The organism is Dietzia sp. Cai40 (assembly GCF_014145165.1).
Taxonomy (GTDB): Bacteria; Actinomycetota; Actinomycetes; order Mycobacteriales; family Mycobacteriaceae; genus Dietzia; species Dietzia natronolimnaea.
In genome coordinates this window covers 1-25,258 of sequence record NZ_JAALEB010000010.1, presented here as the reverse complement: position 1 = coordinate 25,258, position 25,258 = coordinate 1, and the positions used below count along the sequence as shown (strand labels likewise).

At 57.3% G+C, this 25,258-nt stretch carries 19 protein-coding genes and 1 pseudogene; 10 read left to right on the top strand and 10 right to left on the bottom strand.

From position 1 onward, the window contains the following. The first annotated feature begins 343 nt into the window (after positions 1–343). The gene (locus G6022_RS00395) at positions 344–1,306 is read left to right on the top strand and encodes a Ku protein (RefSeq protein ID WP_182639030.1); all 963 of its coding nucleotides are present in this window, start codon (positions 344–346) and stop codon (positions 1,304–1,306) included. Positions 1,307–1,557: 251 nt separating this feature from the next. Here the strand turns inward: G6022_RS00395 and G6022_RS00390 are convergent, their stop codons facing one another. Next, the gene (locus G6022_RS00390) at positions 1,558–2,088 is read right to left on the bottom strand and encodes an ElyC/SanA/YdcF family protein (RefSeq protein WP_347237804.1); all 531 of its coding nucleotides are present in this window, start codon (positions 2,086–2,088) and stop codon (positions 1,558–1,560) included. 255 nt (positions 2,089–2,343) lie between these two features. Here G6022_RS00390 and G6022_RS00385 point away from each other — a divergent pair, with 255 nt between their 5' ends. From G6022_RS00385 to G6022_RS00355, 6 genes are all read left to right on the top strand, one after another. After that, positions 2,344–3,735 carry a polysaccharide biosynthesis tyrosine autokinase gene (locus G6022_RS00385; RefSeq protein ID WP_182639028.1) on the top strand — a complete coding sequence of 464 codons (1,392 nt, stop codon included), beginning with the start codon at positions 2,344–2,346 and terminating at the stop codon, positions 3,733–3,735. Between the two features lie 45 nt (positions 3,736–3,780). Beyond that, on the top strand, positions 3,781–5,628 hold the full coding sequence (locus tag G6022_RS00380; protein ID WP_182639026.1) for a nucleoside-diphosphate sugar epimerase/dehydratase: 1,848 nt from the start codon (positions 3,781–3,783) through the stop codon (positions 5,626–5,628). Positions 5,629–6,099: 471 nt separating this feature from the next. Continuing rightward, positions 6,100–6,966, top strand: a complete 867-nt coding sequence (locus tag G6022_RS00375; RefSeq protein ID WP_182639023.1) for an O-antigen ligase family protein — start codon at positions 6,100–6,102, stop codon at positions 6,964–6,966. Further along, on the top strand, positions 6,963–8,018 hold the full coding sequence (locus tag G6022_RS00370; protein ID WP_182639021.1) for a glycosyltransferase family 4 protein: 1,056 nt from the start codon (positions 6,963–6,965) through the stop codon (positions 8,016–8,018). Before G6022_RS00375 ends, G6022_RS00370 begins: the two co-directional genes overlap by 4 nt. Continuing rightward, positions 8,019–9,107 carry a glycosyltransferase gene (locus G6022_RS00365; protein ID WP_182639019.1) on the top strand — a complete coding sequence of 363 codons (1,089 nt, stop codon included), beginning with the start codon at positions 8,019–8,021 and terminating at the stop codon, positions 9,105–9,107. Positions 9,108–10,517: 1,410 nt separating this feature from the next. Continuing rightward, complete coding sequence (locus G6022_RS00355) at positions 10,518–11,492, top strand: hypothetical protein (protein ID WP_241730961.1); 975 nt, start codon at positions 10,518–10,520, stop codon at positions 11,490–11,492. 189 nt (positions 11,493–11,681) lie between these two features. On the opposite strand, the gene wecB is transcribed toward G6022_RS00355, so the two are convergent. The 4 genes from wecB to G6022_RS00330 form a co-directional block, all read right to left on the bottom strand. Continuing rightward, on the bottom strand, positions 11,682–12,806 hold the full coding sequence (gene wecB / locus G6022_RS00350) for a UDP-N-acetylglucosamine 2-epimerase (non-hydrolyzing) (protein WP_187700905.1): 1,125 nt from the start codon (positions 12,804–12,806) through the stop codon (positions 11,682–11,684). A gap of 5 nt (positions 12,807–12,811) precedes the next feature. Further along, positions 12,812–13,930, bottom strand: a complete 1,119-nt coding sequence (locus tag G6022_RS00345) for an NAD-dependent epimerase/dehydratase family protein (protein ID WP_182639011.1) — start codon at positions 13,928–13,930, stop codon at positions 12,812–12,814. Then, positions 13,927–14,955, bottom strand: a complete 1,029-nt coding sequence (locus tag G6022_RS00340; protein WP_182639010.1) for a polysaccharide biosynthesis protein — start codon at positions 14,953–14,955, stop codon at positions 13,927–13,929. The genes G6022_RS00345 and G6022_RS00340 overlap by 4 nt, the downstream gene beginning before the upstream one ends. Positions 14,956–15,880: 925 nt before the next feature. Continuing rightward, positions 15,881–17,107 carry a glycosyltransferase family 4 protein gene (locus G6022_RS00330; RefSeq protein WP_182639006.1) on the bottom strand — a complete coding sequence of 409 codons (1,227 nt, stop codon included), beginning with the start codon at positions 17,105–17,107 and terminating at the stop codon, positions 15,881–15,883. A 72-nt stretch (positions 17,108–17,179) separates the two neighbouring features. Between G6022_RS00330 and G6022_RS00325 the strand changes: the two genes are divergently transcribed. Beyond that, on the top strand, positions 17,180–18,172 hold the full coding sequence (locus G6022_RS00325) for a glycosyltransferase family 4 protein (RefSeq protein ID WP_347237805.1): 993 nt from the start codon (positions 17,180–17,182) through the stop codon (positions 18,170–18,172). 29 nt (positions 18,173–18,201) lie between these two features. Here the strand turns inward: G6022_RS00325 and G6022_RS00320 are convergent, their stop codons facing one another. Both G6022_RS00320 and G6022_RS00315 read right to left on the bottom strand, forming a co-directional pair. Beyond that, entirely contained in the window at positions 18,202–19,398 is a 1,197-nt protein-coding gene (locus G6022_RS00320) for a polysaccharide pyruvyl transferase family protein (RefSeq protein WP_182639001.1), read from the bottom strand. A 395-nt stretch (positions 19,399–19,793) separates the two neighbouring features. Next, positions 19,794–21,200, bottom strand: a complete 1,407-nt coding sequence (locus tag G6022_RS00315; protein ID WP_182638999.1) for a Coenzyme F420 hydrogenase/dehydrogenase, beta subunit C-terminal domain — start codon at positions 21,198–21,200, stop codon at positions 19,794–19,796. Between the two features lie 1,485 nt (positions 21,201–22,685). On the opposite strand from G6022_RS00315, the gene G6022_RS00310 reads away from it, so the two are divergent. Further along, entirely contained in the window at positions 22,686–23,051 is a 366-nt protein-coding gene (locus G6022_RS00310; protein ID WP_347237803.1) for a cupin domain-containing protein, read from the top strand. 9 nt (positions 23,052–23,060) lie between these two features. Here G6022_RS00310 and G6022_RS00305 read toward each other — a convergent pair whose 3' ends face one another. Further along, complete coding sequence (locus G6022_RS00305) at positions 23,061–23,255, bottom strand: hypothetical protein (RefSeq protein WP_182638995.1); 195 nt, start codon at positions 23,253–23,255, stop codon at positions 23,061–23,063. 181 nt (positions 23,256–23,436) lie between these two features. On the opposite strand from G6022_RS00305, the gene G6022_RS00300 reads away from it, so the two are divergent. Then, positions 23,437–23,832 (top strand): organic hydroperoxide resistance protein, encoded by a 396-nt coding sequence (locus G6022_RS00300; protein ID WP_182639038.1) that lies wholly within the window; start codon positions 23,437–23,439, stop codon positions 23,830–23,832. A gap of 12 nt (positions 23,833–23,844) precedes the next feature. On the opposite strand, the gene G6022_RS00295 is transcribed toward G6022_RS00300, so the two are convergent. Next, positions 23,845–24,894, bottom strand: a complete 1,050-nt coding sequence (locus tag G6022_RS00295; RefSeq protein ID WP_182638994.1) for an NAD(P)-dependent alcohol dehydrogenase — start codon at positions 24,892–24,894, stop codon at positions 23,845–23,847. A 129-nt stretch (positions 24,895–25,023) separates the two neighbouring features. Next, positions 25,024–25,258 (bottom strand): annotated as a pseudogene (locus tag G6022_RS00290) (tellurium resistance protein TerC); the annotation flags it as partial.

Here is a 25,258-nt window from a genome sequence, read left to right as displayed (position 1 = left end):
CTGCGGCAGCGCGCGCTGGTGAGAGCTGAGTGAGTGCGGTTGCACTCAGCAGCACTGCAGAGAGGAGCGCGAGGCCGCGGCGGGTTGCTCTGGCAGCGGTGGGCGGTGAGGGGTGCATGGGGGTCTCCCTGGGTGAGCATCACACCGAGGAGGGGCCGGAGTGCCCGTGAGGGATCAGCGGTGTTGCCTGATCTTAACGCCGTTCATAAGAAATGTAAGGCTTTGCGCATCAATTGGTGGGCCGCCCCGCACTCCAGGCACGACGGCGTGTTGCCCTGGCGCACTCAGTCGGGCTGCTCCCCGACCGGCGGCGCCTCGCCCGGTGGTGGCGCATACTTTCTCCATGCGATCCATCTGGAAGGGCGAGGTCTCCTTTGGTCTGGTGAACGTGCCGGTCAAGGTGTATTCGGCAACCGAGGACCACGATCTGCACGCGCGGCAGGTCGACAAAAAGGACGGCGTGCGGATCCGCTACAAGAAGGTGCGGGACGACAACGGCGAGGAGGTCGAGTTCTCGGACATCGCCAAGGCGTACGAGTCCGAGGACGGCGAGATGGTGATCCTCACCAAGGAGGAGCTGGCGAGCCTGCCGGTGGAGCAGTCTCACGAGATCGAGGTGACGGAGTTCGTCCCGGCCGACCAGGTGGATCCGGTGGCCTTTGACAACGCCTACTTCCTGGAGCCGGCGTCGCGCTCCAACCGGGCGTACGTGTTGATGCGCGAGGCGCTGGAGTCCACGGACCGGCTGGCGATCTGCACGTTCACGCTGCGTAACCGCACTCGGTTGTGTGCGATGCGGGTGTACAAGGACATCCTGATGCTGCAGACGTTGCTGTGGCCGGATGAGATCCGCCCGGCGATCCTGGAGGGCCTGGACAAGGAGGCCAAGGTCCGGCCGCAGGAGGTCAAGATGGCGGCCTCGCTGATCGAGACCATGGCCGCGGACTTCGAGCCCGAGAAGTACGAGGACGACTACCAGCTCCAGCTCAAGGAGCTCATCGAGGCCAAGGCCGCCGGGGGAGAGGCGTTCACGGTCGAGGAGCGTGAAGAGGCCAGCGACGACGACGGCGACGACGAGGTGGCCGACCTGCTTGCCGCCCTGCGTGCGAGTGTGAAGGACCGCGGCGGCGAAGCGGACGACGAGTCCGACGACGACGAGGACTCCGGCTCAAAGAAGAAGCCCGCAAAGAAGAGCGCTGCCAAGAAGGCACCCGCGAAGAAGGCTGTGGCTAAGAAGTCGCAGGCCAAGAAGAGCACCGCCAAGAAGACGGCAACCAAGAAGTCGCCTGCCAAGAAATCCGCCTGACGCCCCCGGGGGCCCCGCCGGATAGCTGACGGTTGTGAAGTAGGCGGGGGGTTCCTATAGTGGGGTCAGTCGGTGGCGAAACTGACACCCCCTCAAGTTGTCGCCGACTCCGCCTCGATGCGCGGTTTACGCTGACCACCCCCGGTCGCGGACGTGCGTCGTGCGACAGAGTCGCCGGCGGCCGTTGGACCCCCCTCCACGGCCGCTGGCGATTCGCCTTTTATCAGGGCGCTCTCATGGCTCTACCACGATCAGCAGGCGGGCCTGAGAAGTGCTTTCACATACCCCCCGGTCTCGTGCAAGAGGGCGTCTTTCCGCGACTTCGAGAGCGGTCGGGGCGTGTCGGTCACATGCACGGCACCGTCAAAGCACTGCTCAAAGTAGATCCTGACTCGCGACACGTGACCCCAGTAGGTCACCACGAGGAGTGAGTCCCACCCCCGTTCGCGGGCGATTCGAGTGGCCGCGGTGGTCTCGCCCTCGGTGGTGTCAACGTCGGGCGCGAAGCACTCGATCTCGATGCTGCGGCCGTCTCTCGCGAGGACCGGAGTGGAGGCGCAGTAGGCGTCGAGGACGTCTGCGTAGGCCCCGGTCGAACCGGATGGCCGGGAGACGAGGATGCGGTCCGCCACGCCCTCCTCGGCGAGGTGACGGGCGTAGACGTACCTGTCGTCGTTAGCCCCCGCTACCACCACGATTGCGTCCGCGCGTTCGGGCGAATCGGAGCGCGGGTGAAGGACTGCGCTGCCGGCTGACAGGCCCGCAACCGCTGCTACCAGCACAAAGAGTGTCGTGGCAACAATCGTTGCTCTGCGGCGGCGGGATCGGCGTCTCACAGGAACGAGACTACGGAGTTGGCCTGGAAGTCGCCCTAGGGCCGATGGGTCTCCCGAGGGGCGAACCCTTGATGAGGCAATGTTTATCGCGTGAACGAAGGATGCTGAGGACCGCTCAGCAAAGTAGTGTCAGCGGTTGACCCGAGTCTCGTCAGGTGAACTGGGTCACGTCTGTGACTGCCTCGAGGAAAGGACCCTGGAGTGGATCTGCGGGACCTGTTGTCCGTACTTCGTGCCCGCTGGATCGTCATCGTGGCTGCGACGCTCGTCGGAGGGTTATTGGCGCTGGGAATCAGCCTGCTCACCACCCCCAGTTACCAGTCAAGGGTCCAGTTCTATGTCACCGTGTCGGCTGGCGACACGGCCGCAGCGGCGTATCAGGGTTCTTTGGGTGCGCAGCAGCGGGTGAGGTCCTACGCGGAGTTGGTCAAGAGCTCGGATATTGCGCAGAAGGTTGTTGACACTTCTGGAGTCGACCTGACTGCCGGTGAAATAGCGAGTGCTGCCAACGCTACCGCGGATGCCAACACGGTCCTCCTGTCCGTCTCCGTGACCGATACGGTGCCAGACCGCGCTCTCCGGATCGCGGAGGGCTACGGCGAGGTCCTCCCGGAAGCTATAAACCAGCTCGAGATCCCGGATGGTGGAGGCCCAGCCCTAGCCAAGCTAACAGTAGTCAGCCCACCTGCCCTTCCGATCGAACCAGTTGCTCCGATGACCGAGCAGAATACGGCGATCGGGCTCCTCCTAGGCGTGCTGGCTGGAATCGGAATCGCACTACTAATCAACACTTTCGATCGTCGGGTGAAGTCGAAGGAGCAGTTGGAAGAAATCGCGGGCAAGCCCGTTGTGGGGTCGATTCCGTTCCGAAAAAACGAGGACAAGGAGAAGGGGGCCGAGCACCTCGTGCCCTTCCGGGAGGGACATTCGCCGGCGGCTGAGAGCTTCCGTCGACTGCGAACCAACTTGCAGTTTCTTAATGTAGACAACCCTCCCCGCGTTCTTGTGCTCACATCTTCGGTGGCAACGGAGGGTAAATCCGAGACCGCCATCAACCTTTCGCTCGCCCTCGCAGAGGCGGGAAATCGGGTTCTGCTGATCGAAGCGGACCTCCGTCGACCGCTAGTGGTGACCTATATGTCGATGCCGGACAAGGTGGGTCTAACAAATGTCCTCTCCGGACAGGCCGAGTTTGAGGACGTAGTGCAAGAGACGCGGCACGAGGGCGTGGACCTCCTAGCGTGCGGTCCACTTCCGCCCAACCCGTCCGAACTCCTTGCCTCAGAAGTAGCGCGACACCTCTTCAGTGATTTGCGCGACAAATATGACTACGTCATCATCGACTCCCCACCGCTGCTGCCTGTGACTGACGGTTCACTACTCGCTCGAATCACCGATGGCGCGCTGCTCGTAGTGCGCTCACACCGCACCACCAGCGACCAGGTAGCGCAAGCCGTCGACAACTTGGGGAAGGCAGATGCGACTCTCTTAGGATTGGTGACGGTGGCCAACAAGCCCGCCAAGAAGGGCTCTACTAGCTATTACGATTCGTACTACTATTCGTCGAAGTCCTCAACGGCAGAGCGGATCTGATGCGCTCTACATTTAGAGGTTTCGTTGTCCCAGGGAGGATGAAAGGTGACCGATAGCGCTCAAGTCGCTCCCAGTAGGAGACCGCTAGCTTCATCGATTGGCGCCGGGGCCTCGCAGTGGATCTTTGTGGATGCAGTCATATGGACAGCAATGATCTTTGTGGCCCTGTGGATGCGCTACGACTTTTCGGTGGATCAACTGGGACTGTCCTTGGCGATGGGGCGGCCCTACATAGTCCTCGGTGCACTAATAGTTCTTACCTGGATTTTCGGATGGTTCACCGGGTTGTACCGTGGAAGATTCGTTCCCGGTAGCGTTCTAGAATCTAGTGTTTTAACCTTCGTCTTTGCTGCAGCTACCTTGACGGTCTTTCTCGGGCATATTGTCAGCAGAGATTATGACGGGGTCCCGCGATCAACTCCAATTGTTACCGGGTCATTCGCAGTGCTTACGGCGCTCGTTCTCAGATCACTGGTCCGCCGAAAGAGACTATTTGGAGCGGGCGTGTCAGAAGATGCCGAGCGAGCACTCGTCTTTGGTGCTGGAGACGGCGGACTCCAACTTGTTCGCCAAATCCGCCGATCCGCAGTCTCCCAGTTCAATACTGTCGGGATCCTAGATGATGACCCCGGCAAGCGTCACATGGTCATCGAAGGTGTGCGCGTATACGGCGGCCGAGAACAACTCGAACTGTTGGCGAGTAAGACGGGAGCAACCACCCTTCTTCTCGCGATTCCGAGTCTTGCTAGTGACGAGATCATCGATATTCGTGACCGTGCGGAAGCGGCGGGTTTACGCGTTCTAGTGTTACCCCCACTCGACTCGATGATGCGAAGCAGGGTCGCTGTTGACGAGTTACGGGAAATCAATGTGAACGACCTCTTGGGCCGTAAGCCTGCTCACCTTAACCAAACGCAGATTGCGGAATACCTCCGCGGGAAACGTATACTTGTAACCGGAGCTGGGGGGTCAATCGGATCAGAACTATGTCGACAGATAGTTCGGTTCAGGCCCGCAGAGCTAATGATGCTCGACCGGGATGAGTCCGGACTACATGCGGTCCAACTATCGATAAACGATCAGGCAATGCTGGATGGTGACGACACCATACTCGCCTCGGTCCGAGATCAAGAGTCGATTGTAAGCATATTCGCCCAGCGAAAGCCTCAGATAGTTTTTCATGCAGCGGCCCTTAAGCACATGCCACTACTCGAACACTATCCGCTGGAAGCACTAAAGACGAACGTAATAGGTACGCAAAACCTCTTGGTTGCGGCAGAGAAGAGCGGCGTAGAAGCCTTTGTGAATATCTCTACGGACAAGGCTGCTAACCCTTGTTCGGCACTTGGAATCAGCAAAAGAATTGCGGAACGTCTGACGGCAGCATCTGCAGTTAAGGTTCCCAACTCAAAGTTCGTCTCAGTACGGTTTGGAAACGTTTTGGGGTCGCGGGGATCAGTGCTGACGGTATTTGAAAAACAGATTAGGGATGGAGGCCCCGTTACGGTCACGGATCCAGAGGTTAACCGATACTTCATGACAATCCCAGAGGCATGTCAGCTAGTCCTCCAGGCAGCGGTTGTGGGTTCCACGGGCGACACACTAGTGCTGGATATGGGAGAGCCTATCAAGATTGCAGACGTTGCACGGACACTGATCGAGCAGTCAGCTAAAGAAATTGAAATAGTGTATACAGGCCTACGGAATAACGAAAAACTTGCCGAGGAACTATTCGATGATGCCGAGGAGCCGATTATGGGCCAGAAGCATGAGTCGCTATCCGAGGTCCGTGTTCCTCCGCTGACTACGAACTGGGTGGACGTAAGAAAGCTAAACAATCACAATGCGGCCCGAGCATGGATGGACGCGAACTTCGGCTCCGATAGGCCCTAGTGAGGCGGCGATGGAACTTAGCATAGCCTTACAATTCACGTCAACGCTTTCAGTCGAGTTGCGCACTTCATTCGTTCCACCGCTTCCGGATATTCTGCTTGGGTCTCATGAATGAGGCTGGACCAAGGTGAGACAGTTTTGAAACAACCACACCCAACTAATGTTGACTCGATCAGAGTTAGGGCACCTGCACAGACGATGCCTGCAGGTCGCGTCTCTCGGTGGATCGCCTACGGGTACTTGGTTTCCGTTCCATTCGAGATCGACCTATTAGTTGCTGGACGTTCGTTATCTTTTTGGTTGGCGTTGGCGCTAATCGGTGTGGTAATAGTTGAACTGCTTGCAGGGTCGTCTACAAGATATAGCTACTCACTTAACAGTCGGATGCTGCTATCTGTCCTTGCACTCCTGTTTTACACTTGCGCCTCGTACTTGTGGTCAGTCGATCAGACTGCAACTTTCATTTCTGCAATGGTTTTCAGTTTGACAGTAGCTACATGGGCAGCGGTCGCGGTGTCCGTTTCCGGAAGGGTTTTAGAAGCCTTTCAAGCTCTCTTGGTCGGAACCTCGGTCATGTCGGTGATGGCTATAAACGCCGAGGTGAACATTGATGGCCGAGCAGAGTTGACGGCTAACGTCAACGACGTTGCGGCGCTGATCGCAATTGTCTCCGCGTACTTGTTGAGCGAAATACTAGGTCGCAAGAAATCTCTTTTAAGACGACTTGTATTTTTGGGGCTGCTGGTCCTGCATCTTATGGCAATGCTCGCAACAGGGTCCCGCACTGGCATATTGGCAGTTGCGGCATCCGCCGTAGTGCTTCTATCTCTTCATCTGATGCGCGCGCGTTTCGCGGCGCTTGCGACAGTTCTGCTCCTCGGGGTCGTGTTGGTGAATATTGCGCCGGCACTCGGAGTTGCCATTCCCGAAAGGGTCGCCGCGATTCCGGCTGCTTTAGATTCTGGGGAACTCAGCAACCGCGAGTTTTACTGGCAACTAGCGGCCGATGAGATTCCGAGCGTGAGCGGAATAGGCTTTGGCGCGACTCCCTCTTGGATGGGTGTCCAGTCCGCGACGAGTGGTGTCATACACTCCGTCTACCTGGGTATCGCGCTTGAGTTGGGCGTCATTGGCGTGCTTTTGTGGATCAGATTCGTTTGGCTCGTTTTCCAAAGTGCCCGCATGAGCCCCCAGGCGCTCGCCCTGATTCCGGCAGCGGCTGCGATTGCCGTTATGGCCTCAACTCTGACCCTTGAGGCCCGCCGTCCTCTTTGGGTTCTTCTCGCGCTAATGGCTTCCCACGGAATACTTAAGCGAAAAGTGTGCGAAATACAATGATACTTCTTGCACCTTTGCGTGCTACAGGTGGAATCACGAGCTGGACGCGTCAAGTAATTAAACATTGGCCCCTTCCCTTAACTGTGATCGACACATCGCCAATTCTGCGAAGGCCTTCGCAGGCTCTCAACTTGGTTAGCGCGGTCCTAGCGTTAATTTCGGGCACGGTAGTCTGGGTTCGAGCAGTTGCTTGCGCCCTCCTTTCAGATGACGCGATCTGGGCTACCGTTGCGCCTTCTATTGGGTTTCGAGTGCGAGACGTCATGTTTTTCAGGATTTGTGCGAATTTAAATATCCGTACTGTGCTCCACGTACACGGCTCCTTAGTCTCGGGTCTAGTCGGGAAAGGCGCACTATCCCGCGCATGGGCTACGAAAGGAATACTCGCGGCCGGGGAGGTGGTTGTGCTAGATGGGCTGACACAGCGAGAGATTCATCAGATTACCGGGCGATTGCCGATTAAGGTCCCAAATTTCGTCGATGGCCCCACTTCATCGGTTAAGTCGAGCCCGGGTACTGGATCAGTTCTATATGTGGGCAGGGTCTCGAAAGAAAAAGGGAGCGATACCCTAGTCAGAATAGCCAGCACGTTGGGTAAACGAACTGGTTTGACTGTCGTGGGCCCCATCGACCCAGCGATCAATCGAGAGTTCAGAGCCTCTTGCGACAAGTTGAACGTCGTTCTGCTGGGTGAGGTGGAGTCCGAAGCTGTGATTGGCTACATGGAAGCGAGTGATCTCTTGGTGTTGCCGTCGCACCATGAAGGATTTCCAATGGTTGTCTTAGAAGCTATGGCATTGGGGCTGCCCGTTATCGCGTCCGATGTGGGGGCGTGTCGTGAGATGCTGGAGGAGGGATCAGAACCAGCCGCCGGCGTAGTCCTACGCAATCCCATACTCGACGGTGGCGACGATTTTGTGAGGGTCGTCGCAGATCTAGTAGCAGATCCATCTCGTCTAAAAGACTTGAATGGTGGGAAAGAGAGGGTTCTGAATCATTACACCGCGGCCCATGTCATACCACGTATGCTGTCGGTAATGAAAGGTGTTTGAATGAGGGTCGCAATGATTGCCCCATATCCCCGTCTCGCTGGACGCCCCAATGGCGGTGTCGAGGCGGCGGCAGAGAGTTTGGCCTGGGCTCTTGGTAGGTTCGGCGTAGAGGTGCGAATTTTTGATCCATTCACTGGCCATCCCGATGCCGTATGGGAACTGAATCACTCCGTTGTGCGCCTACCAGCTATGGCATCTTGGCGTTCTCTTTTACCGCGCCCTCCGTCTGACTTAAGGGAAGCGATTGAGCGGTGGAATCCGGAGGTGCTCCACGTTCATCTAGGGGCGCAGCTGACTCGAATGCAGTCCCCAAGCGTCCTTACTGTGCATGGCTTCCCACACCTTGAGTCAAGAATTCGCAATCCAGGCCTGGGTGGGAGGATCCGTGGCGTCGGTCTTAAGCTGGCTTTCGATAGTGGCGTTCGTGGGGCATCTATGGTTGTGGCCATCTCTCCCGAAGCAAAGCTAGCTGCGGATGAGTCGAGGGTCCCGACTGTCTCGATTCCCAATCCGATTGCCGAAGAGTTCTTTCGCGTGGAGCGTGACCCGGGTAAAGACTTCGTGGCGATTGGTAACATCATGCGGCGCAAGAATCAGCTACAACTCATCCAGATGTTCGGTGAATACGTATCGATGGGCGCGGAAGGTAATCTCGCGGTGGTGGGCGCTATCGATGACCGCGAGTATTACGATCAGTGTAAACGGGCGTCCAGAGCGTTCTCCTCACGTGTGCAGTTTCTTGGGCCGCTTCCCCGAAAAGAGGTTTCGAAGCTCTTGGGCGCTGCTCGGGCCAGTGTTTCGACTTCGCTCCGCGAGACTTCTTCTATTGCGATTGCAGAGTCGTTCGCTGCCAACTGCCCAGTGGTGTGTTTGGATGTTGGGACTGCAAGGAGCCAAGTGAAAGACGCCCGATTTGGAGAGGTACTGGAAAAGACGTCTACGATAAATGAGATGGCTCTTTCGTTGATTAATCTGAGGTCCATCCCGGCTAACGGGGAGCCTCTACGCGCGTCGGTCGCCGATCAGCACCCTGATGAAGTGGCTCGGCGAACAGTTCAACTCTATCGATCGCTCACAGATCTGAGCTGATTTGGCGGGCAAGAGCCGAATTGTCTATGCATCCAGAGGGAACCGTTCTGAACGAAGTCAAACCAAGCCTCTTCTTAGTAACCGACCAACTGTCCGCGGGGCAATCCGGAAGGCTAGAGCTCGTGCAAGTGCTCGTGGGGATCTAGTTTCCAGTTGGGTAGCAGTAAGGTGTAACCTCGACGCCCGAAGATAATCCCGAGAGCGTAGTGCTGAAAGAGATTCTGACCTGAGTTCTGAGGGCTCACCGATTACGAGTCGCTTCGCTACTTGATTCGATTGCTTTCGAGTGAGGGGCTGCGACCGAGCAGTCTTGCGCAAAATCTCCGATTCAGAGCGAGCTACCTTTTCGGTCGCAGATGTGAGCGACTCACCGGTGCGATTGATGAACGCCATAGGCTGCCTCTGGTGTGCAATTCGCCACCCGGCAAACGATGCCCTAATCCAAAAATCCCAATCTTCGGCGCGCTCTAGTGAGGAATCAAAATCTCCAACGTCCTCCAGTAACTTGCGCGGGAAGAGACTCATAATGGATACGAAGTTGCTTCGCAGTATTGCGGTCTGTTGCTTCCGTAGGGATCGAGGGATTGTTTGCCCGTGTCGGACAAGCCGGGGGGATATCCCTCCGGGAGTGAGAAAGTAGGCATTATTGGTCACAAGCGTGTTCGTGGGAGACTCAGCGAGTATCTGGAGGCTTCGATCGAGGTACTCGGGGAATAGGAAGTCGTCTGCATCGAGGAAGCCGATAAAGCAGCCCCGAGTCATTGTGAGTCCCCGGTTTCTCGCCGCAGCGGCGCCGGATTGGTTTTGCCTGATGATCCGGACTCGGCTGTCCCCAATGGCGCGGACCAAATTGGCGGTACCGTCGGTAGAACCATCGTCAACGACGATTGTCTCCCAGTCTTCGAAGGTTTGCCCGTAGAGTGACGAAAGCGCCATCCCTATCGTATGACGAGCGTTGTGCGCAGGTATCACGATGCTGATGCTTGGGGACTTGGTCACGCACCAATTGTAGACAGAACCCGACCGCGGCGGGCGAGGGCGGTTATAACCATCATGTAAGTAAGAGGGCACAACTTGCCTGTTCGTTCGTAGAGGGAGCCGGCCCAGATGTTCAGAACCTCAGCGTTGACAATCGTCGTTTCTCTCGCGCTAGCGTTAGTATCTCTGGTTAATGCTTCTGTAACCGCTCGTGCCCTGGGGGTAGAAGGGCGAGGTCTTCTGGCGTCTGCCCTTCTCGTCGTCGCCTTGGCTCAAGGGTTGGGGTTGCTTGGGCTGGGCCAAGCATTCGTCTTTCACGGAAGAAATGATCGGCTCCTGGGCGACGGGCGTAGGCATTTGAGCGCAGCGCTCGGACTGGTGCTTTTACTTGGTTGCCTAGTCGCTGCCGTACTCGTACCGTTCGGGCCGCTTGTGACTGTAGCTGTCATCGCTAGCATTACGGTGACTCTGGGGGGGATCGCAACGGGGTTTGATCTCCTGGTTGCGTGCGCCAGATTCGAGCCAACCTTACGCTTGTTCAATTGGCTCCGCGCTCTTGGGCCAACCCTAGCCACGCTGTCGATCGTTCTTGTCTGGGCTTTCGTGCCCTTAGACGTGACTGTAGTTTTGGCATTGCAGACGGCGTCCACGTTAATCGCCGGTTTCGTCGGGTTTTTAGCCCTGCGTCGTATGCTAGGCGGTTCGCTCCAGTCGCCCTCAACGGGGGGGCTTTCTGTTCCGGAATTCTTGCGTTCCGGGCTAGGGTATCAAGGAATCAATGCAACAGGGTTATTTCTTGCCCAAGCACATATGTTCGTCGTAATGTCGGTTGGATCCCTTGCGGGCTTCGGCCTCTATTCGGCTGCCTATGGCCTTTCGCGAATGGTTTCGCCTATACAGGCGTCTATTGGCAATGTTGTTTTCGCTCATAGCGTCGGTTCTGCTGAATCGGGGCGTGGTGAGGCTGCGATGCGCGCGTTAAGAATCACTTTCCTGCCGCTGCTGATATTGGCCGGCCTAATTGCAGCTGTCTCGCCATGGTTAGTTCAATTGTTGCTCGGTAGAGAATTTGCAGCAGCTGCTCGACCGTTTACGATACTTACGATTGAGGCCGTGGTTGCGGGGGCAGCCTTTATCCTCGGGCAGCACTTGCAAGCGGTGGGGCGTGTTCGGGCAGTGCTGGCAGTTAGCGCGCTCTCGATGATTCCGATTCTTATGGCGGCAGTCACTCTCGACGAAGGCAACGTGGTAGTCGGTATGGCGTGGCTTATGTTGCTTGCGTCTTCCTTGCGCCTAATCGCTACGCTGCTTGTCTACCGGAAGCAATTTGGTGTGGCGGTGTGGCGAGTGTTTCCTTCAGGCGCTGATTGCAGATTGGTTCTTGACTTGCTAAAGCGTGCCCGGTGATCACGTATCGTACAAAGATCGCTACTTCAAATCCTAAGGACGACCTAAAGCTCTGGGGCTATGCGGAGATAGGCCAACCGAGATCGCTTTAGTGACTGAACTGTCCAGGGGTATCTAGAAGTGCATTTTGTTCAGTCGAACACGGATGTGGGTGTGCAGCCGAGAAGCTGACGTATCACTCCCTTTGGGTTACGCTCTGATCCCCTCCCACTGGTGATGGCGGTGCGCCGTCGAGAGTATAAATTTGACAGTACGTTCTGAAGCGTTGTCAATAGCATAGTCATCAGGAGTCAGGTGGCTTACGCCGCAACGCGTGTATTCAGAGTCCATCGCCATCTGTACCGCAACGACGACATCGCCTGCGTTGAGGCCAGTCATCACGATGCCGCCGGTGTCCAAAGCCTCGGGCCGCTCGATCGAATCCCGCAATGTGATCGCAGGGAAGCCGAGAATTGATGACTCCTCGGCTATCGTGCCGGAGTCGGACATGGTGCAAGCAGCGGATATCTGGAGCTTATTGTAGTCGTGAAAGCCCAGCGGTTCGGAAAACCTGATACCTTCCGGTTCAGACCAGCCAGGCAGCAACTCCAGGCGTTTCCGGGTACGCGGATGGGTCGACACGAATACCGGCATTCGAAAGTGCGAATGAACTGCGGTGAGACAATCGAGAAGCATACGCAGACGGTCGGGGGAGTCAACATTTTCTTCGCGGTGAGCGGACACTAGAAAGTACCCGCCCTCCTCCAAGCCCTTTTCGGCGAGAATTGTTGAGGAATCAATACACTCCCGGTAAGAGCTGAGGACTTCAAGCATTGGAGAGCCGGTCTTTATAATTCGGCGCGGGTGAAGGCCCTCGGAAATGAGGTTTCGGCGCGCGTGTTCCGTGTAGACGAGGTTGAAATCCGAAATATGGTCAACCATTCGCCGGTTGGTTTCTTCCGGAACATTGAGGTCGAAACAGCGATTTCCGGCCTCCATATGATAGGTCGGAATTCGCATCCTCCGAGCCATTAGAGCGGAAATGCAAGAATTGGTATCGCCTAGAATTAGAACGGCGTCCGGCTTCTCGTCTTGCATCACCTTTTCTGCGGCAATGAGTGTCCCACCGAGTACCGAACCTAGGCTAGACGTATCTACTCCAAGCATGTGGTCGGGCTGGCGAAGTCCAAGATCCTCGAAAAACACCTGGTTGAGAGTATAGTCATAGTTCTGCCCGGTATGTACAAGAACATGATTGATGCCTGATGTTGTATCTAGCCGGTGTATGACACGAGACAGTCGAATAAGTTCGGGCCGCGTGCCGACGATGGTCATGACCTTCACGGTTTAGTCTCCTTCGAGGGGCGGCGGACGGCTTCGGGAAAGGTGTCCGGCGCCTCAGGTCGAAACAACTCGTGGCACCAGAATTGCGTTAATAGGACGTCGTCGCCGATGTTGGTGATGTTGTGCACCCAGCCCACGGGCATGTCGATGGCGACAGGCTGATCGCCTGTGACGTCGAAGTCGAGGATGTCGTCGTGGAACATTCGGCGGAGACTAATGCGCGCTTCGCCTTGGACTACCGCGAAGCGCTCGATCTTCGTCAGGTGGTAATGCTCCCCGCGGGTCACGCCGGGAACGGTAGTACTGATCGAGGATTGTCCTTCGCTTCCTCGGCAGCGGACGGTCTCGACGAATGAACCGCGTGAATCGGAGTGCGGAACGAGATCTATGGGGTAGTAGTCGGGGAACAGTCCAGATCTGTAGGTATTGAACAAGTCGATCCTGAACTTGGAACTCAAGTTTGGTACCTCGCCGATCGGACAGTATGAGCGGTGGAATTCCTGCAATAGGTCCCAAACCTCGACGACCCGGGTTCGTGTGCCGTTTGGCCTTAGCCAGTGTTCAGTGCACTGAAGTGCATCGATCAATGACTGCGCAGCGTCCTGAGCGTGGAGTAGCTCAACCGCGCCGTCATTGATCTGGGGCAACCTTCCTGCAATTATTGCGTTCACGAAAGTTGCTACGAACGAGTTGTAATCGGGAAGACCGTGCTCGCCAAACAGGTTGGGCAAGCAGACATCGACGAAGTGACCACCGGCGATGGTGGTTGCCTCTGCGATTGCGCGATTCGCCTCGCGCTTGCCTCGACCGTACGGGGTATCGCGCTCGACCTGAATGGTTCCGGCCATCACTACGCGCAGTGGACGACCGGAGATGGATACGGCTCGTGCGAGATCGGTGCCGAGCCGTATGTTGCCCTGCTCAACGTCGTCGTCATATTCCGCACGGTTGACACCAGCGAGGTGAAGTACAGCGTCGGCATCAGTCAGTAGTTGGTCTAGTTTAGTCCAATTCTCCCGCGTTACTGGTACGACCTCATGACCTGTTAGAGCGGCGATACGCAACCGGGTGTGCCATCCAAGGAATCCGCCGGCCCCGGTAACGACGATCCTCATCCGTTCAGCTCCGCGAGGACCGATTGCATCTCGGGAAGCGAAGCGATTAAATCGGCTGTCTGGTCAATGCTCATCTGGGCCGTGCTATTGGAGTCAAAATCTTCGGCCCTCTTGACTTCGGAATCGCCCTCGTCAACATATAGTGAGTACTGCAGCGATCGGGCGTCGAGCGGCACTTTGAAGTAGTCGTCCTGATTTGTCGCTTTCGCCATTTCTTCGCGTGAAAGAAGTGTTTCGTACATTTTTTCACCATGCCGGATTCCGATACGAATTATCTCCGGGTTGTCAACCCCCATCACCTTGGCGGTTGCTCTCGCCAATGTCTCGACCGTGCAAGCCGGGGCCTTTTTCACGAAGAGGTCGCCCGGTTCAGCGTAGAAAAACGCGTGCTGGACTAGGTCTACCGATTCTTGCAAGCTCATGACGAACCGGGTCATCGATCCGTCGGTAAGAGTGAGTGGTTTACCCTCTCGAATCTGCCGGACGAAGAGCGGGATAACTGAACCGCGCGAGTACATGACGTTTCCGTAGCGGGTGACAGACACCGTGGTGGGTGAACCAGGGTGATTGCGAGCAAACGCCTGTGCTGTCTTCTCCATGAGTGCTTTCGACATTCCCATTGCGTTGACTGGGTACACAGCTTTGTCCGTAGAGAGGCATACGACGGACTTTACGCCAGACTTGTGGGCCGCGTTAATGACATTTCGGCTGCCATCAATGTTTGTTTTGACGGCCTGATCTGGGAAGAACTCACAAGACGGAACCTGCTTGAGGGCTGCAGCATGAAAGACGAAATCGGCACCGACCAATGCGTTCTCAACGCTTTCGCGATCTCGAATGTCGCCGAGGAAGAACCTGAGTCGAGGATCATCCATGCGCGAACGCATCTCATCCTGCTTGGCTTCATCGCGGCTAAATATGTTGATCCTTGCCGCTCCCGATTCAAGTAGATTGCTTGCCATAGTGGAACCGAACGATCCGGTACCACCTGTAATTGCGATGCTGGCTCCGGCGAGCGAAGTCATTGTTGGTCCTTCCGATGGATGTCGTCGGCGAGTATACGTCCCAACACTCGCCATGCGTCCCGTTGCGATCTGGCGACCCATCCCGCGTCTGTTAGCCAGCTTTTGTTCTGTCGTTGGCCGAACCACAACATCTCCAACCGGCGGGCATGTCCATGCACAGAAGGACGTACGCGTGCGAGTATGAACGCAACTGTGACAAGGCTACGGGCAATTACAGACGGGATTTTAAGCGGATGTCGGTCACCGAGGTCTACAAGAAGACCGCCAGTAGTCACTCCCTCAGATGGGTGGGCGACTATAGGAGGTGGGCCTTCTTCGCATATGGCGAGGAACGCAATGGCATCCCCTACGTTCCCGATGAGAGCTTGCGCGCTGGCGGCGGACCCGCTTCCCGCCACGCTGGAGAATCTTGACCGCGCGAGCCTAGCAATCGCTCTGGTTGCCCCACGATCGACTCCGTGAACCCCCGGTGGGCGATAGACAACAGTGGTCGCATATTGAAGTGATTCGCTCTCCCCTCGGGCCTTGGATTCCGAATATGGGGAGAACGGAGCCATTTCTGGCGTCGAGTCGAGCGTGTGCCTTCTACCTTGGACAGCAGCGCTACTCACATGAACGAAACGCACTCCACGCTGAGAGCACTCCGCAGCGAGAAGTCCGGGCAAAATTCCGTTTGCGGCTAGCATCTCCGCCTTGTTCGTGCCGGTTGCATCTGGCACTCCTGCAGCATTGACTAGTGCGGAGCAGTGATCAAGATGATCACGGAGAATTGCCATCGATAATTCGGATTTCGGTCGCAGCGTGGCGGCGTTTACGCGCGGAGTTTCTAATCGAATCGCTTCGTGGCCGCGCGCTTCGAGCGAGGAGCAAACCGCAGTGCCAATGAACCCTGACGAACCGACAACTAAAACACGTGCCACGGCCGTCACCGATGCTTACGGTGCTGGAGCAAGAGTTCCTCGAGCGAATCGCCAACGGTCTTTTCGGAGAAGTTCGCTTGGTAGTACTTGTACGCACTTTCACCGAATCTAACCCACGCTGGAGGGCCTAGATTCGCCATCTGCGCAACTGCATCGGCTAGTGCTTGCGGATCATTGGGAGGTGCTGTGAAGCCGCAGCTGGCGTCGCGAACGACTTCGGCAGCGTCGCCTGCGGCGGCAGCGATAATCGCCTGACCCGCTGCCATATTCGCCTGAATCTTGCTCGGCATAGTGGCCCGATATAGGGGTAGATCCTTAAGAGTCACCAGTTGCGCATCTGCGAGAGCGAGAATATCTGTCATGTTTTCGAATGGTTGAGGAGGAATGAACGTGACATTATCAAGTCCGAGTTCCTCAGCTCGCTGGGTGAGCTGATCTCTTTTGACTCCGTCCCCTACCAGGGCGAAACCGATGTCTCGTCGCGCACGAAGTAGCGAGGCAGCGTCGATCAGAGAATCCAGGTTCTGCATTTCGCCAAGGTTACCGGCGTACATTACGTTGAACTCTCTCGTTACGCCAAGGGTTCTGGCAAGTTCGTAGTCACGTGCTGCTGGGCGAAACGACGATTCCTCCGCCCAGTTCGGAACAACGCTAACTTTGTGTTGTGAAACTCCCCGATCTACAAGTAGATCTACCATTCCGGGTGAAATTACTGCGATATGGGCTGCTCTTCGATAAATCTCATTACAGTATGCGTGAAGAGCTTTCTCCATCGTGTACTTGGTCGACTTGTTCACGAAATCGCTTGAAGTAACAGTGTCAGGCCAGAGGTCTTGGATTTGCATGACATACGGGATGCCGTTGAGGGCCCGAAGGGGTCCCGCAGCCGTAGCGACAGTTGCGGGTGACGAATAAACAAATACGACGTCCGCTTTACGAAGCAAGACTGGTGCGGCAATCGCTGATGTGACCGCGTAGCTCAAATAGTTGGCCATCCTGCGACGGGCGTTGTCGTCATGACTTGGGTAGGTCGGTACTCTGTGAACGTTTACCCCACTAATTTGCTCACGCATGTAGGGGCGGATACGGTACCCGTCGAACACCCGGCCAGCCGGATAGATGGGGTACCCGGTCAATACGTCAACTTCGTGCCCGCGACGGAGAAGAGCCCGAGCGATCGTGCCCGGCCCGGCAGCGGCGCCGCCCTCTGGGTCGAACCAGTGGCTCAGCATACCAATTCTCACTCGGATCCCGTCCCGTCCTGGAAATGTTTATTGACATGGCGCGATGAACCTGACGTTCCGATGTGGGACGCTAGTCCCATGTCCAAGACCACACTACTTGCGGGGGCAACTGCAGCTGCCGTCACTACGGCAGTCATGCCCGGCTTAGTCCGGATTCTTCGCGCGCACAACCGAGTGGACGTTCCCAACGCCCGATCCTCGCACGTCGTACCAACTCCTCGCGGCGGAGGGGTCGCATGCGTAGCCGGGATTACTGCGGGGTTGATCGTGGTTCGACTCAGCAGGGCCCAAGTTTCCACGAAAGTCAGTGTTGGAACCGCAGTACTAACTGCGGTCGGTTTCCTTGACGACAGGTTCCAGTTGCCTGCGGCGCAGCGCCTTGGTGCGCAGGCCGTGACAGGAGCGGTGGTTGGGCTTGCGTGCGGCGGTTGTTCCACTCCAATCGTGGGCGTGGTCCTGGTGCCCGCGATCGTGAATTCATTCAATTTTATGGACGGAATCAACGGAATTTCCGGCGGGCAGGCGGCAGTGTGGTCGGCATTTGCTGCCGCACGCCTGGACAGTATCGGCCTTTTCGAAGATGCAGCCTTCGCGCATACCATGCTCGGCGCAAGTGTTGGCTTCTTGCCTTGGAATCTTCCGTCTGCGAAAGTTTTTCTCGGCGATGTAGGAAGCTATCTCTTTGGCTCAGTAATTGCTTTTGCAACGCTCGACTGTTGGTCAAAAAGCAAGTTCGAAGCTATTCTGCTCGGTGTTCCCTACTCTGTTTATCTTGCAGATACTGGCTGGACGATACTGCGCCGATTGTCACGCGGGGAGCAATTGACTGTGGCCCATCGGGAACATATTTATCAACAGCTAGTTGATCTTCCCCGCGTCGAGCACTGGCACGTTTCCGTCTTCGTTTCTTCGCTTTCGCTCCTGAGTACACTGGCAGTGCGAAAAGTCGGACTATCGGCACTGATACCTATAATTGTCGGCTATTTGCTGACCCCGGCTGGCGTTCGTCACCTAATCAGGGCCGCGGCAAATTCGAGTAGGTTCTCCGGGTGAATCGGCTCGTCGTTTTCGGGCTTGCGCACCTATTTTCGGGCAGAAGCGCCCAACGCTTCTTGTAGGTAACTCATGGATTTTTTCTTTTCGACTTGCAATCTCGCTTCGACCGCCTCCCAGTCGGGGATTGTTAAGTCGTACGAAGTTGGTTTACTGGCTGAGTCCACGAGTCTGGACTGCAGGCCAAGCTGGGCCAGCAAAGACTCGAACCGTGCACGACCGCGCGATTTGTTTCCGATCGCTATAAATGGTTTCCTAAAAATTATTGCGAATACGGTTCCATGGAAAGAATCTGTGAGAATAAATTCGGCAGACTCGAAATTGCGAAGCCATTCTTCAACAGACTTCATGCGCTGTGGCCGGCTCTTTTTTGTAGTCGATAGATCTGCGCTTTGGTTCGGCAGGAAATGGAAAGCTTGCAAGCCCAAGTTTCTCGAAAGGTCCTCAGAGATGCGTTCATTCTCAGGATTCCAGTCCAGAATGTACGTAAGCAGTCGCCCGTGGGCGCCGCATAGAGTGCCTTTGTCGCGTTGGCATAGGTAGGAATAGTCCTCTGCCTCAAGAAGTAGTGCTGGATCGATGTGCTGCTCGGCGTCCACCCCCCATGCTTCCTTGCAGATCTGTACTCCAGACGCTTCGCGAACCGATATGCGGTCGAACAACTGGACTAGAGAACGTGACTCTGCAAGGGTTTTTCGACTATATTCTATAAGCTGGTCCGCACCGAATGAGGCAGCGTATGAGATTCTTAGCAGCGAGTATTTGCGTGCGTAATTTAACAACTGCGTCGGGACATCCGCATAGCCGCCTCTCCAAACTTGGTCGCTGCCAACCACGATTACGCTGGTTTCTGACAGTATTCGATTTCTTTCTCTGCGGGAGACTCCGAAAAGGTCAACAGTCTGAATGTTCGTTGTAACGAACGGTTTGGTCAATTGCTGGAGGTCCTCCGCGTCCACCACTTGGCGTACAGGGGCCGGATTGGGGCTCAGCTTAAGGTATTTCCTAATCGCGTAGCGGATTCGTCTCGCAATGTATGGTGAGGATTCTGGGCGCCAGCTTGAGTTGATGGTGGTAGCAACAAAGCCCATTTCTCTGATTGTTCGCTGGAGCGCGTACGCTTGCATTGTTCCGCCGTAGTTTCCACCCAGCGGGTGAAGGGTGGATATTAGGACCTTTTGCGCGGCAGCTTTTCTCGTCTCGGTTAGCCTATTGGTTCGGCTCATTTTTCCTCTTGTTTCTTAATCGGCTCTCCCGCGAGAGCGGCGCTACTGTGTAACTGCAGATTTCTTATGTATCGTATCGAAGGGTTTCGGTTCCCTTTGGAGTTACGGATGGCCGGTGGACTGTAAATCTCTTTGCTCCAATGTTCGGGCCTGGGCTTGGCGCTACAATGGGTCTGCTTTCCAATCATTTTCTAGTTCTGGTTTCACTTCCGCGAGCTATGGCCCTCCCGTTGAATCAAAGACTGGCAGAAGGCCCTATGCTGGTGCCAAGATGTGGATTTCCTTCGAGAAAAGTGATGAAATTGAGAACCCTTCGGGCGTGTCCGGAATGCTCAAGAGGTGTCTCGCCAAGTCATGGGCGCGCTCGCTCCGCGTCACAGGACTTTTTGATTAATTCAACGTATGCGATTTAGGAGACGCCGAAGGTACTTCTGACTGTGTATCGGCATGCGTGCAAGAACTTTTTCAGACCGCGCAGTTGCCGATACGGCGTCGTACTTGCGGATGATCGGCGCCATTCGCTTCCGGAAAACATTGAAGTCTGATCTTTTCTTGGCTTCATTGAACGCGTCGAATGACTCGAAAGAACTGCGCCTGCGCAGTCGCACAAGGTCTATTCTCTTGGCGTCTGCGGTGGCATAGGTTGGTGGAACTCGTTTGGAGGGATGCTTTATGCGCATTGCATCGTCATCCGCAGTTCTGACAGAAAGTCCAATTCTGCGATGCCTGATATTGCCGGCTTGGGTTTCAAATACTTCCTCTTCATCGAGTTCCTCCAATACTACTTCTGCATCAACTACTCCCTCGCGAAGAATTGAATCCAAGTGTTCTGCTCGAACAACTACCACGTTATGACCTAGTGGGTCCGATTGGAAGCGTGGCAGCCAAGCGTCTCCGAGGCTGATGTCTGCGAGCTCGGCAAAGACATCGTCGCAATAGTTGCATGCGTTTGGCTGAAAGAAGGCGTGGCCCCAGTTCGACCCAATCATTTCGAAGTTCGCACGTTCGTGCGTCTGTCGATCGCTGGCCGCAGTTGCTGAGAACTTATATCTGTTCGCTGGAGCCATTGGGTCCTTGACACGAAAGTCAACTGACAGGAGGTTCTGAGGCTCAACGTCGACTTGCCACGCCAAAGATTCCGCAAATCCAGTGCTCTTCATGTGTCCGCAGACTAACCCGATGGTGACGGGTATGCAGTCTTTGGCCCAATCGTCAACCATCTGTAGTTGCCTTATCGCCTTGATGTGACAAGGGATTCCTATGAATGCATACTTTCCGCCTTGTTGGCGTGCGGACTTCAGTGCTTTAGAGAATTCGACTGGGTAGTAAATAGATTTACGGTTTCTGAGGAGGTCTTCTACTGAGTGGGAAAGGCCGAATTGAAAAAGGGGACCTTCGGGACCGTCGCTGGACTTCACGTGAATTATTCCATTTACCGTGCCCTGGGTGAGGAGCTTAGACGCGATCCAAGATACTAGCCCGCCGGACGAGGACCCTACTCGTACTTCGTCAGACGATACCCGACCTGCGTAAAGTGATGAATAACGCCCTATGGCGGAGGATTTATGAGGAAGTTTACCGTATAGAATCGTCCCCAATTCGTCCTCGTTTGTTGACCCGTCCGAGAATGGGCAAACTTGGTCAAGCAAATCGCTGGAATCTGAGCCTAATTTGGCTACGTATAATCCGTCGCGGTTTAAGTCGATCGATGTATCTTCCCCAGCGTATACGCATCCACCGCATCCGATGCAGCAGTTGTTTTCGAGGACTTCGCGGATGCCGAAGGTGTGGTTCTTGGACATGAAGGTTCTCTCTCTAGTGGTGTGATTGAGCTGTGTCAGGAAGCCTGTGGACGTTCAGTGTTTTCGCACTCCACGCTGTCTATTCGTAGAGGTGAACAATTTGCTCTTCTTCTTGCCTTAGTGTTCATCCGTCTTACGGTACTCCCAATTCTGGATGCAGTGGATGGTTGTAGCCCCCGGTTCCAGACTGCGTGGCGGTGGAGCGTTGGTGCCTCGGCGAGGCGTGGAAATAAGTCGGTTCAGACGCTACTCGGTGACACCCCAGGATCCGATGTGGCCATCCTGCTCGCCGAGGGCATCTGCCACGCTTTTGAGTTGGGATGGCCTCCGAAAACTCTGTGATCACTGGAGTCTTCACTCGCTCGCTCTACCCACACAGTAACTGGTCGCAGTATGCGCAGGGTGCGGTCCTGCCATGCGTTTGCGTGAGTACGGCGAATGTCAGGTGACCCTTGGCCAATCTGCGGCCTCCCATCCAGGCTGGGCGTTCAGGTTTCGCGACAGCAACCAGGTGTACTTCGTCTTGTACCTCGTTCGGCGCGTACGGAAGGAACTGAATTAACCGACTCGCACGCACGTTCCGTCGAGTATCTGTGTTGCTAGCATTGCTCAGGCATGCCACGGCGAGCATGAACCGGCTGAGGGAAATTGGATTGAATTATTGGCAAGAACCTGTGAGCAGCGTTCAGTTGCTCCGATTAATTATCACTAGGTTGACTGTTCCGATTGCCTGTTGCTGCTCGCTGCAATGTCTCTGCTCGTCCGAGATTATTTCGTCAGCCGCCAATCGTTTTTTCATCAGCTTAACAAAGGTTGCGAGTCGTGTGTCAAAGGTGTTGTTTCCGATTCTTCCCTTTTTGAGTGTTTCTTCGGTCGTGGGAAGCTTGTATCGAAAATTGTAAGAATTAGCGAGAGTATCGCCGCAGCCGTGCGCTTCGGGTCATTTCTCTGAATTCGGGTGCCGATCATTTTCCAAATTTTGTCGATTCTAGTCGGCCAAGTTTCTTTCGCAAGCACAACAACTTAACCGATTAATGTCAGGGTCGTTTCGGGTCGGTCTGGTCCAATCGGGCCCCAATTTGTGCTCGCAGTCCTGCGTAAGATCGTCGTGGACGTCTCGGACTGTGCCGGTTGAGGCCCGAGTCGGCGGTCAGCAGTTCGAGCTGGAATCGTTGTATGGACGTCCCAAGCTGGGCGCATAATCCTTGCCTACGTTGATCTGCGCGAGGCCGGTGCAACTGAAAGGGTGAGATGAGGTGGGTGGCGCGCTATTGTGTGCCTCACGCTGACCAAATTCCTGTTGTCAGTCTGGTCAGGCTCGGGGGCATTTCCATGGCGCACACATCGATCCGGGGCCCAATGGTCGGGGGCTGCTTGCTCCTCGTCGCGGCAGTCCTAGGGACGGCCATGTCCGCATGTTCGCCCGACGCGCCGCAGTCCGCGACGGAGGCGCAGCCGCCGGCCCCGACCGAGACGAAGGAGCCCGTGCGCGCCGTCGACATCGCCGCAGGTCAACAGGACGGGCCGGTCGACGTGGAGGTCGACGGCGGCGCGGAGGGCGTCGGGGTGACCTTCCGAGAGATCACCATCGAACCCGGGGCCGGGACCGGGGAGCACTGCCACTACGGGCAGCTGATCGCCGTGGTGGAGCAGGGCGAACTCACCCACTACGCCGACATCTATCCCGGCGGCGTTCACGTCTACAGCGCCGGTGAGTCGATCATCGAGGGCGCGGGTTACCCGCACGAGGGGCGCAACGAGGGTGACGAGGACGTGGTGCTGATGGTGACCTACGTGATCCCCGAGGGAAAACCGCTCGCCGAGCCCGATCTGGCGAAGTGCGACCACTGAGTCGCACGGTTAGTCGTCGTCGGTGAGTTCCGGGTCGACGTCGTCGTCGGTGGGCACCACCACCAGTTGTTCGGCCACGTCGGCTGGGTTGGCCTCGCGGGTGGGGTCGTCGACGCTCACCTCGGGCGAGTACTCCTCGGCTGCGGTGACGGGATCCGGCTCCGGGGTGTACTCGTCCGGATCGGGGCGGTCCTCGGCAAACATCTCAGGCTCCTCCTTCTCCCTCTGATTAGTGCCTCTGAGGCCGCGGATAGCGCGCGGCCTGTCGTGTCTCCACCCTTAGCATCCTGCGGCGGACGGTGCCAGGGGTCGGCGAGGCGTACCTTGGGCCGCACTCACACGCCCAACCCAGGAGGCCCCTCATGGCAGATCCGCTGTCGAAGCCCTGTCCACGGGCGGAGGCCGCGACGGCCACGTCCGCACCGAGGACGGCGCGGTTGACCTGGAGATGGCCCCGCCCACCGAGCTCGGCGGGTCGGGGGAGGGCAACAACCCCGAGCAGCTGTTCGCCGCCGGGTACGCCTCCTGTTTCCACTCCGCGCTGCAGAGCGCCGCGCGGATGAAGAAGGTCAAGATCGACGGTTCCTCGGTCGGCGCCCGGGTCTCGCTGGTGGCGTCGGGAGAGCAGAGCATCGACCTGACCGTGGACCTCGAAGTGGTGATCCCCGGCCTGGAGTCCGAGCAGGCCGACGAGCTGGCCAAGCTCGCCCACGAGCTTTGCCCCTACTCCCGCGCCACCAAGAGCAACATCGAGGTCAGCGTCTCGGTCTCCGACGACTGACGCCCTCGGGGGCTAGCCGGCGTCGCGGTGCGGGGCTATCACCGCGCGTCCGCTGACCTTGCCGTCGACAAGCTTCTGGTAGACCTCCAGGGCCTGGTCCAGCGGATACACGTGGACTTCCGGGCTGATCTTGCCCGCCCGGTACAGGTCCACCACCTCGTGGAGGTCCTCGAGGGTCCCCCAGTAGGTGGAGGAGAAGTTGACCTCGTACGGCAGGCGGAAGACGTTCCAGGGGAAGTCGGCGCCGGCCAGACCCACCACGGTCACCGAGCCCTGCTGAGCCACGCTGGCGGCGGCGAGCTCGAGGGTCGGGGCCGCGCCGACGAAGTCGAACACCGCGGTGACGCCCCGGCCGCCGGTGAGCTCAGTGAGCTTCTCGGCGGCGCCCTCGCTCGGGATGCCGATCGCCCCGTCTTTCTCCGCGGCGGCGACGGCCTCCGGCTTGGTGTCAGTGGCGTAGACGGTTGCCCCGGTCATGGCCCGGAGGATCTGCACCCCCACCAGGCCCAGGCCGCCCAGGCCGATGCACAGCGCGGTCGCGCCCGGGGTGGTCAGGTCGGGCAGCACCCGCTTGATGGCGTGGTACGGGGTAAGGCCGGCGTCCGCCAGGGGAGCGGCGGCGACGGGGTCGGCGTCGCCCAGGGGGATGAGGTTGCGCGCGTTGGTGGTCATGTACTCGGCCATGCCGCCGTCACGACCGAGGCCGGTGGCCAGGTAGCCGACTGACGGCACGTCCTGGCAGTACGTGTCCTGTCCTCGCGAACACGGCTTGCACCGCCCGCAGCCGATCGGGCCGTAGACCAGGAACGCCTCGCCGGCGTTCAGGCCGGTGACGCCGGGGCCGAGCTCCTCGATCCATCCGGAGACCTCGTGGCCCAGGGTGAACGGCGGGCTGAGGAACCCGGTGGGGTCGCCGGGGAACTCGTGGAACAGGCCCACATCGGAGTGGCAGGCGCCGGAGCCGGCCACCTTGAGCAGGACCTCGCCCGGGCCGGGAGTGGGCTTGTCGACCTCTTTGAGTACGGGGAAGGTCTTGAAACCCTCGAACACGACTGCCTTCATGGCGGCGCTCCTCGCTGACTCGCCTGAGGGCGCAACGGAAGAGTGACGCCCGTCACAATTGTGCCCGATTCTGCATACGTTCGGGGTGCGGTCGCCTCGTCGTCGTCGCCCTTCTTCTTTGTCCTTCGGTCAGGTCCGGGTCTGCTGCTCGCGGTCCCGCTCCGCGCTCCGCCGCGGGCGCCAGACGGGCTCGAGGGCGGCGTCCTCCTCGGCGGTGGCAACCCGGAACGGGGGCTCTGCCGGAGTGGGCAGGCCCTGTGCCTCCTGGCCTCTGGTGACGCGCAGGCTGGCGATCACCGAGACGGTGAGGATGGTCGCGATGACCCCGAGGGAGATGGCGGTGGGGATGTAGAACACGTCGATC

Bases quoted from the DNA above. Each gene is read 5' to 3' on its own strand.
- G6022_RS00305 (WP_182638995.1), bottom strand. From the start codon at position 23,255: ATGTTTGCCGAGGACCGCCCCGATCCGGACGAGTACACCCCGGAGCCG.
- G6022_RS00315 (WP_182638999.1), bottom strand. From the start codon at position 21,200: ATGTCCAAGAACCACACCTTCGGCATCCGCGAAGTCCTCGAAAACAAC.
- G6022_RS00345 (WP_182639011.1), bottom strand. From the start codon at position 13,930: ATGAGGATCGTCGTTACCGGGGCCGGCGGATTCCTTGGATGGCACACC.
- G6022_RS00365 (WP_182639019.1), top strand. From the start codon at position 8,019: ATGAGGGTCGCAATGATTGCCCCATATCCCCGTCTCGCTGGACGCCCC.
- G6022_RS00340 (WP_182639010.1), bottom strand. From the start codon at position 14,955: ATGACTTCGCTCGCCGGAGCCAGCATCGCAATTACAGGTGGTACCGGA.
- G6022_RS00320 (WP_182639001.1), bottom strand. From the start codon at position 19,398: ATGAGCCGAACCAATAGGCTAACCGAGACGAGAAAAGCTGCCGCGCAA.
- G6022_RS00375 (WP_182639023.1), top strand. From the start codon at position 6,100: ATGGTTTTCAGTTTGACAGTAGCTACATGGGCAGCGGTCGCGGTGTCC.
- G6022_RS00395 (WP_182639030.1), top strand. From the start codon at position 344: ATGCGATCCATCTGGAAGGGCGAGGTCTCCTTTGGTCTGGTGAACGTG.
- G6022_RS00295 (WP_182638994.1), bottom strand. From the start codon at position 24,894: ATGAAGGCAGTCGTGTTCGAGGGTTTCAAGACCTTCCCCGTACTCAAA.
- wecB (WP_187700905.1), bottom strand. From the start codon at position 12,806: ATGACCATCGTCGGCACGCGGCCCGAACTTATTCGACTGTCTCGTGTC.
- G6022_RS00330 (WP_182639006.1), bottom strand. From the start codon at position 17,107: ATGCTGAGCCACTGGTTCGACCCAGAGGGCGGCGCCGCTGCCGGGCCG.
- G6022_RS00370 (WP_182639021.1), top strand. From the start codon at position 6,963: ATGATACTTCTTGCACCTTTGCGTGCTACAGGTGGAATCACGAGCTGG.
- G6022_RS00325 (WP_347237805.1), top strand. From the start codon at position 17,180: ATGTGGGACGCTAGTCCCATGTCCAAGACCACACTACTTGCGGGGGCA.